The sequence below is a fragment of the Clostridium sp. 19966 genome (assembly GCF_032335695.1).
Lineage (GTDB): Bacteria > Bacillota > Clostridia > Clostridiales > Clostridiaceae > JACTOJ01.
In genome coordinates this window covers 1-6480 of sequence record NZ_JACTOJ010000058.1, presented here as the reverse complement: position 1 = coordinate 6480, position 6480 = coordinate 1, and the positions used below count along the sequence as shown (strand labels likewise).

The following is a 6480-nucleotide window of genomic DNA, read 5'->3' as shown; positions in this document are numbered from 1 at the left end:
TTAAATTCTTCTGTATATTGTTTTTGACCTCTAGCCATCATAACACTTCCTTCTCTTTTCTTTATTTTAAAGTGTTCGGATTTCTGTGTCTACAATATTATACTAACACCAGGGCCCCAATATAAAGGTTCTGAAAAAATAGAGCATTGGTTTACCGAATGGAATACCCGTGGAACTGTACTTGTTTGGAATATTAAACAGTACTTTCATAAAGAAAATCAAACTATAGTTGATTGGTATTTCAAGAATACTATGAACGATGGTAAAATTGAGGCATTTGATGGGATTTCGCTTATTGAGTGGACGCAAGAAACCAAAATATGCTTTTTGAAAGAATTTGGTTGCAATATAAATAACTATGACCCATATCAAAGTAGCTCAAACCCTCAATTTAGAGATGAAAAAGCAATGTGGTTTTGAACAAATTTAGTCATAATGTTGGACAATATTACTATCATGAGCAAACTGGGAAGCTGATGTACCCGTCAGCTTCCCAGCGTTTTTCATCGTATATAACTACTATGCCGGATATTTCCGAAGCGCCCAAACACATCGGTATGTGTTGCCGCAGATGAAATGGTTCATTTGGTTTTGAGCAAAGAAAAGCCGCCACATTCGAAACAGCTTGAGAGTATATAATTAACACCATATTAGCATTTTATGGTATAATGCTTTATAAAAGGTTAACTGATGGCATGCCTTTATCGTCTGATAATTATATTCTATTTGCATACGCATTGGAGGTAACTATGTTATGAAAGAGGAAGAAAAGATATTTGCGCGCAAAATGTTTGACCCACGTAAAAAAGAGCTGAAAGATATAAAGCATCAAGCACACACTGCTTGCCAAAAGTATAATACAATGGACGAATACGACCCTGACCGTTTACCGATTGTTAAGGAGTTTATCGGTGGTATCGGCAAGACTTATTATTTTCAGGGGCCGGTCCAGTTTAACTATGGCCGCCATACTTTTATCGGGGAAAATTTCTTTGCAAACTTTAATTTAATGGTCATGGATGACGCCCGTATCTATATTGGTGACAATGTGTGTTTTGGACCGAATGTTTCATTAATGGCCACGACCCATCCCCTGATTGCCCAAGAACGTATGGGAATAGATGAAATCGGAAATACCACAATGGCTGAATACGCCGAAGAAATCCATATCGGAAACAACGTGTGGATTGCATGCAATGCCGTTGTATTAGGTGGTGTACACATAGGAAACAATGTAGTAATCGGTGCCGGTAGTGTCGTAACAAAAGACATTCCGGATAACTATCTTGCTTTTGGCAATCCCTGCCGTCCGGTTCGTCTGATCTCTGAATCGGATAGCAAAAAGCATTTGATTTTAGAAGAAGATATCAAACATTTTGAATATAACATAAAATAATTGCTGCATTCTTGTAAGCAGGTTAGGAAGGACAAATCTAATGAAAGATTGGTTTACAATAAATCATATTGATACGGATACGCATATTATCAGTGAATACCGGCATTGGGAGGAAACCCACGCTTATCTGTTGAACGGTAAAGACCGCAGTCTTTTGATCGATACCGGCCTCGGTATCTGCAATATCTATGATGAAGTAATGAAGCTAACGGACAAGCCGGTTACCGCCGTGGCAACCCATATTCACTGGGATCACATTGGCGGTCATCAGTATTTCCCGGATTTTTACGCCCATGAAGATGAATTAAACTGGCTGAACGGAGAATTTCCGCTGACCTTGGAGCAAATCAAGGGCATGGTGGTTGACCGCTGCGATCTGCCACAAGGGTACAATGTAGACAATTATCAATTTTTTCAGGGAACACCAACGAGGGTACTGAAGGATAACGACATAATTGATCTTGGAGGCCGTTGTATTCGGGTGTTGCATACACCCGGACATTCACCGGGACATATGTGCTTTTATGAAAAGGAACGGGGATATCTTTTTACTGGTGATCTGGTCTATAAAGATACCCTGTTCGCCTATTACCCCTCCACTGACCCGACTGCCTATCTTGCTTCTCTTGAGCGGGTGGCGTCACTTCCGGTCAAACGGGTTTTCCCTGCACATCACAGTCTTGATATTCAGCCGGAAATTCTCATCCGTATGCGTGACGCTTTCCGGCAGCTCCAAGCCGAAGGAAAACTGCATCACGGCAGCGGAACATTCGATTACGGAGACTGGGCCGTATGGCTGTGAGGTAAATCCTAATGAATCTGACTTATGGGCCTGCCGAAACAGCGGATATTGAACTGCTGTTTCAACTGAACAAGGACTTGATTGACCGATATGAGAACATCTCGCAAATCAACTATTCCAAAGTGCTGTCATGGGTTCGGAATAAAATTGAGAAACACATCGATGAATACACCTGTATTTTTCAGGACAACCAGAAAGTCGGGTATTACCGTCTCCATTCTGCCGATGAAAAAATGGAATTGGATGATTTATATGTCCTTTCACCATATCAGGGTCAAGGCATCGGTAGTGAAATCATCCGAAAATGCATCGCAGAAACAGATTTCCCCATTTTTCTCTACGTTTTTATTCAAAATACCAAAGCAGTCTCCTTATATAAAAGGTTTGGCTTCCGGATAACAGAAACCATCAAAGATTCACGATATATCATGGAAAAATAGTGCACTGGGAAGCTAGTACAGAAAATCAGCCTCCCATTATTTATTTTATTTTCTATTATCGACTTCACCGTCTATAATTTTCATGCCGGGTACTCCCGGAGCGCCCACAAGCAGCGGAATGTGTTGCCACAGATGAAATGGTCGGTATTGAATTTAATGATGGAAGGCGCGATCATATCAAGGAATTCTTGAACTTTTACTTTATCCTGCGACGGAGCTTTGGTTTTCGGCTGTTTTGCCATGAGGCATACTTCCTTTCTAATTATTTCTGAACATAGAAAAACCGCCATGTTTCAGTGACGGCATTGGACAAATTTGAGAAAAAACATGGTATAATGGTCATATGCAAATTCGCATTGTTTATATAATGACGATAATTGGAGGTGGATTATGAAAGAAATCACTAAGGGTTTATTTATCATAGAAGATGAAGTACTTAAAGCAAATGTTTTTGTGCTGTTGTCAAATAACGGTTACTATTTGATTGATACCGGCATTTTTATGAAAACAAAGTATTTGATTCAGATACTGGAGACAAACAAATTTCCACTTTCTGATTTGAAAATGATTATCCTGACCCATTGTCATCGCGACCATATAGGCGGAGCTGCGGAGCTTGTAAGATGCTCGGGCGCAAAATTAGCAGCACACAAAAATGATGTTCCGTACATTTTGCAGCAAAGTGTAATTGAAGGCAACTATCGCAAAATGATGTTAGAAGAACAGAAATACATGCGGCAGCTTAATTGTGTGGTACAGCAAATTGATCACGTTTTGGAAAGTGACGACTTAATTGACATCATCGGCGGCTTGCAAGTTATAAATGTGCCTGGGCATACACCCGGAAGTATAGCCTTATATCAAGCCGATAAAAAAATTATGTTCTTTAGTGATGTTATCAGGAACAACAAAGAAAAAGGCCTTGTAATTGGTGTCCCTGAGAAGTTCAATGTAAATACTGACCAGGTTCATGTTGATGCAAAAAAATTATTGAACTATCCCATTGAATACGCTTTATTTGGTCATGGCGCACCTATAACAAAGAATGCCAATCAGATACTGAATAAGTCCCTTGGGCAATAAACATTTTGTGGATAATGAGCAAAAACAGGAAGCGATGAGTACAGCTCATTGCTTCCTGTTTTTATAGCTTCACACCCAAATGTAGATATTTACCAGCTCCGTTCTATGGTTCGGCTTTTATTCTTATTCATTCAAAATCACCCATCTTTCTCCGTCAAAATCCTCAAACTTTTCCGTAGTCACGTTTTGTTCGAAGTAAACCGCCAGCAGCTTCTTAATGTCCTCACTGTCTGCACGGCTAGCGATGAAGCCCTGTTCCTTGAGGGACTTTTCGATTCGGGACAGATACGGAAACACTTCGCTCTGCTTCTCATCACGCAGACGGATGATGATAAGAAACTCACGGGCGGTGGCCATCTGCACCTGTATTCGGTCGAGAAAATTCAGGTCTTTTTCAAGGAGCTTGCAAATAACCGAATTCTGTTCCTGCTCCATACGGCTGCGGAGAAACTGTTTGTTGTCCTCAAAATTTTCACGGCTGTTGAGGCACAGCATTTCGATCTCGGCGATTCCTTTCAAAACCGTCATCAGGGCATAAATTCGTGCGCCGATGCTTTCCTCCGACAAAACGGAGATGTTGCTCGGTTTTATCAGAAAATACACCAGCTCGCCGTGGCCGTAAGTCTGTAAACTGTAATCCGTGATGGCCTTGGTGTTCATGAGATGCCTTGTGGACGCTTTTTGTTTGGCCTCTTTTTTCTTTCTGCTCATAAGCCTGCCCTCCATTCGTAAGTTTGCTGTTTACCAATAAAAAAGGCACAGGCATACCGGATGAAATCCAGAATACTTGTGTCCTCAAAACGGATGGTCAGGAAGGCATAGACGGCAGTTATGACAATCGGTGGTATAAACCTTATCTGTGTCAGTGCGAGGATGGAAATCAAAGCACCCACGCCAATAATGCCAATATCACGGAGCTGCCACAGCCATAGGGTAGCCTTGGATTTTAAGTTATCAGGGTAAATATACATTCTCAGGCCTCCTTCAGAGATTTCGCATGAGCCGCCGCCTGTTCATAAGTATCAAATTTGATCGGTTCGCCCTGGTGCTTACACCAGCTCTGCGCCGCGCCGCACACGGAATTGGCACTGCGAACCGCCCATACTCCATACTGCTTCATATCAATTCCTCCTTGACTTTCTGATTCCGGTATTTCTTTTACAGGGATTCCAAACTGCTTGGTGGCAGCTATCTCCGCACGCATGCCTTCGGAGATTCTGCTACCACACAGCCATAGCTCGTCGGCGGCTTCCAAAATGCGCAGCCCCATACGGATGCCCGCCTGTCTTTGGACAGGCTCGGAATCATCCAAAAGCTGCGGATACAAAAGATGGACAGCCACCGGCGTACAATTTTGCCGCATGGCATACATACAGGCTGCCTTTGCAAATTCGACATTTTTTTCTATGTCACCGGCGTATGGCGAACAGATATAGACCAGCTTATTCTCACTCACTTCGCCACCGCCTGTATCACAGTTCGTGTCATGTTCACGGCGGTCTGCGCCGCATAGACGGTTCCCATGAGGTTTGCCTTTGTGCTGGTGTCCAGCCCGAACTGTCCGGCAATTCGGGGAATTTCACCCGACGCCAGCATGAGCCCAAGGCCGAGGAGGGCATGATCCTTTACCACCATCAACCCGGCAATCAGCACCGTAGCCTGTAAAAAGGCCGTCAGGCACAGCCCGATGACCTGCTTGCACCAGCCTACGAATCCGTCAATATAGCCTCTCGGAACAGAGAACATGTAGAGGCTTCCCACAGCAATCTGAATGAGCAGGATGCCGCCGCGTTTCAGGTTGGCAAAGAACACTTTAATGACTGCATAGCCCATCAGGATGAGAATAAAGATCATCATGATCGGACTCGTGATGGCGGTCAGGCCGCCGAACACATTACTGCTCATGGCCTGATTCACATCACCGGCGTTTTTCAATGTATTGATGATATTCGCAGCCACCGTTCCAAAGTCGGTGCCACGTCCGGTAATGCCTGGGGCAAAGCTACCCTGCAGGGATACCGACAGCTTATATAGTTCCACCGGAACCGTTGTAAATAGCCCCACAGCCATAAAGCCCTTGATGGCGTTGAGCGCCGTGTCCCGGATGCTGCCCCTGCCGGACTGGTACTCGATTGCGCATTCAAAACAGGCTACCACAAGGCCGACACCATATAAAGCCCATGCAAGGTAGGAGAAGAACAGCACGATTGATTGCACCCACGGCATATCGAACAGCTCTGCGCCCATGTTACCCATCTGCATAAAAAAGTCGCCGAGGAAGCCAACGATCTGACCGTAGATCCAGTCCACAATCTGACCGAGGACAGTGTCGGCGACAAAGTCCCATATGAACATTAGAGATCACCTCCTTCAAAAATAATGAGCCCGCTTTTGCAGACTCCAATGTGAGAATAATTTCCAGCATCCGTGGATAATAAAATGGTTGGGCAGCGCCTCCTTTAGACTGTGGGACACCGGTTCTGGTACTGTTCGGTATTGCGGTGACCAATCCGCAAAAGTAAAAACAGAATGGCACGTCTTATGTCCGGGCGGATTAACCCCTTGGTTTTGGACAAAACATAATAAATTCTCTAAATTTGTTAGAATTACACCCTTATTTGAATATTAGTTAGATTTTCTCCAAAATAAAGGTTATAAAATTCATTTGGTGACATAAACTTCAAACTTGAATGAATTCTTCTTTTGTTATAAAATTCCATGAATTCGTTTACCGCTTCGTATGCTTGTACATAGCTTTT

Annotated in this window: 10 protein-coding genes and 1 pseudogene; 5 read left to right on the top strand and 6 right to left on the bottom strand. The window is 43.4% G+C overall.

Annotated elements, in window-relative coordinates; all coding sequences use genetic code 11:
• Window positions 1–111: 111 nt before the first annotated feature.
• From IAI10_RS24135 to IAI10_RS24120, 4 genes and pseudogenes are all read left to right on the top strand, one after another.
• Window positions 112–420 (top strand): annotated as a pseudogene (locus IAI10_RS24135) (nuclear transport factor 2 family protein); the annotation flags it as partial.
• A gap of 334 nt (window positions 421–754) precedes the next feature.
• Window positions 755–1396: a sugar O-acetyltransferase gene (locus tag IAI10_RS24130; RefSeq protein WP_315675870.1), complete on the top strand. Its 642-nt coding sequence runs from the start codon at window positions 755–757 to the stop codon at window positions 1394–1396.
• A 40-nt stretch (window positions 1397–1436) separates the two neighbouring features.
• Window positions 1437–2198 (top strand): MBL fold metallo-hydrolase, encoded by a 762-nt coding sequence (locus IAI10_RS24125; RefSeq protein WP_315675869.1) that lies wholly within the window; start codon window positions 1437–1439, stop codon window positions 2196–2198.
• Between the two features lie 11 nt (window positions 2199–2209).
• Window positions 2210–2638 carry a GNAT family N-acetyltransferase gene (locus IAI10_RS24120; RefSeq protein WP_315675868.1) on the top strand — a complete coding sequence of 143 codons (429 nt, stop codon included), beginning with the start codon at window positions 2210–2212 and terminating at the stop codon, window positions 2636–2638.
• Between the two features lie 80 nt (window positions 2639–2718).
• Here the strand turns inward: IAI10_RS24120 and IAI10_RS24115 are convergent, their stop codons facing one another.
• Window positions 2719–2880 (bottom strand): hypothetical protein, encoded by a 162-nt coding sequence (locus IAI10_RS24115; protein WP_315675871.1) that lies wholly within the window; start codon window positions 2878–2880, stop codon window positions 2719–2721.
• 148 nt (window positions 2881–3028) lie between these two features.
• On the opposite strand from IAI10_RS24115, the gene IAI10_RS24110 reads away from it, so the two are divergent.
• Window positions 3029–3721: an MBL fold metallo-hydrolase gene (locus tag IAI10_RS24110; RefSeq protein WP_315675867.1), complete on the top strand. Its 693-nt coding sequence runs from the start codon at window positions 3029–3031 to the stop codon at window positions 3719–3721.
• Window positions 3722–3844: 123 nt separating this feature from the next.
• On the opposite strand, the gene IAI10_RS24105 is transcribed toward IAI10_RS24110, so the two are convergent.
• The 5 genes from IAI10_RS24105 to IAI10_RS24750 all read right to left on the bottom strand — a co-directional run.
• Window positions 3845–4432: a hypothetical protein gene (locus tag IAI10_RS24105; RefSeq protein ID WP_315675866.1), complete on the bottom strand. Its 588-nt coding sequence runs from the start codon at window positions 4430–4432 to the stop codon at window positions 3845–3847.
• Window positions 4429–4692, bottom strand: coding sequence for a hypothetical protein (locus tag IAI10_RS24100; protein WP_315675865.1), 264 nt, complete (start codon window positions 4690–4692; stop codon window positions 4429–4431). The genes IAI10_RS24105 and IAI10_RS24100 overlap by 4 nt, the downstream gene beginning before the upstream one ends.
• A 2-nt stretch (window positions 4693–4694) precedes the next feature.
• On the bottom strand, window positions 4695–5177 hold the full coding sequence (locus IAI10_RS24095; RefSeq protein WP_315675864.1) for a DUF4406 domain-containing protein: 483 nt from the start codon (window positions 5175–5177) through the stop codon (window positions 4695–4697).
• Window positions 5174–6076 (bottom strand): conjugal transfer protein TrbL family protein, encoded by a 903-nt coding sequence (locus IAI10_RS24090; protein ID WP_315675863.1) that lies wholly within the window; start codon window positions 6074–6076, stop codon window positions 5174–5176. Before IAI10_RS24090 ends, IAI10_RS24095 begins: the two co-directional genes overlap by 4 nt.
• Window positions 6077–6327: 251 nt before the next feature.
• The coding region (locus IAI10_RS24750; RefSeq protein ID WP_396334425.1) for an IS3 family transposase at window positions 6328–6480 on the bottom strand (153 nt) is incomplete at its 5' end.